Source organism: Psychrobacter sp. T6-1, assembly GCF_052258445.1.
Genome location: NZ_JBQQFC010000701.1, coordinates 1 through 699, shown reverse-complemented (window position 1 = coordinate 699; position 699 = coordinate 1). Strand labels below are relative to the sequence as shown.

At 41.1% G+C, this 699-nt stretch carries 1 protein-coding gene; it reads left to right on the top strand.

Going from position 1 to position 699, the window contains the following annotated elements; translation table 11 throughout:
• Positions 1-372 (top strand): bifunctional ornithine acetyltransferase/N-acetylglutamate synthase (locus tag ACTXGO_RS15495; protein WP_443575147.1); only part of this gene is annotated, 372 nt, incomplete at its 5' end.
• Positions 373-699: the final 327 nt, after the last annotated feature.

Sequence of the window (699 nt, the reverse complement as noted above, 5' to 3'; positions counted from 1 at the left end):
ACGGTCAAGGTCACTGGCGGCAAAACTACGCAAGAGTGCTGCGACGTTGCGTACGCCGTTGCTCACTCGCCACTCGTGAAAACGGCATTCTTTGCAAGCGACGCCAATTGGGGTCGTATCCTAGCGGCAGTCGGCTACGCGGGTATCGATGATTTGGATACTGAGCAAGTGGATGTCTATTTGGACGACATTATGATCTGTCAAAATGGTGGCGTGGCTCCAGACTATACAGAAGACGCAGGTAAGGAGGTTATGAAGCGTGCTGAGATTACCATTCATATCGATTTGGCGCGAGGGTCGGCGACAGATACCGTCTATACTTGTGATTTATCTTATGATTACGTCAAGATAAATGCAGACTATCGTAGTTAGTGCGTCTTAGATTATCTGACATGAGTGATATCAGTTGCAAATACTGACGTTTAATTACAAAGCAGTCATAGAAGATAAGGTTTTAAAGCTTCTATACTGAGCGAAGTATTTATAAGGGCACTCACTAAATACATGCTGATCTATTGTCGTTCAAAAAACTATAGTTCAAATGATGTAACCGAGTGTCCTTACTACTATAAAAAATTATCGATATCGTTAGACCAACTTCGCTCTAACGATATCGATAATTAATACTAAAAATTTGATAATAATTGTATGAGGATACACCAATGAAAAAATTAGCTATAGCAGCATTGATGACCACTT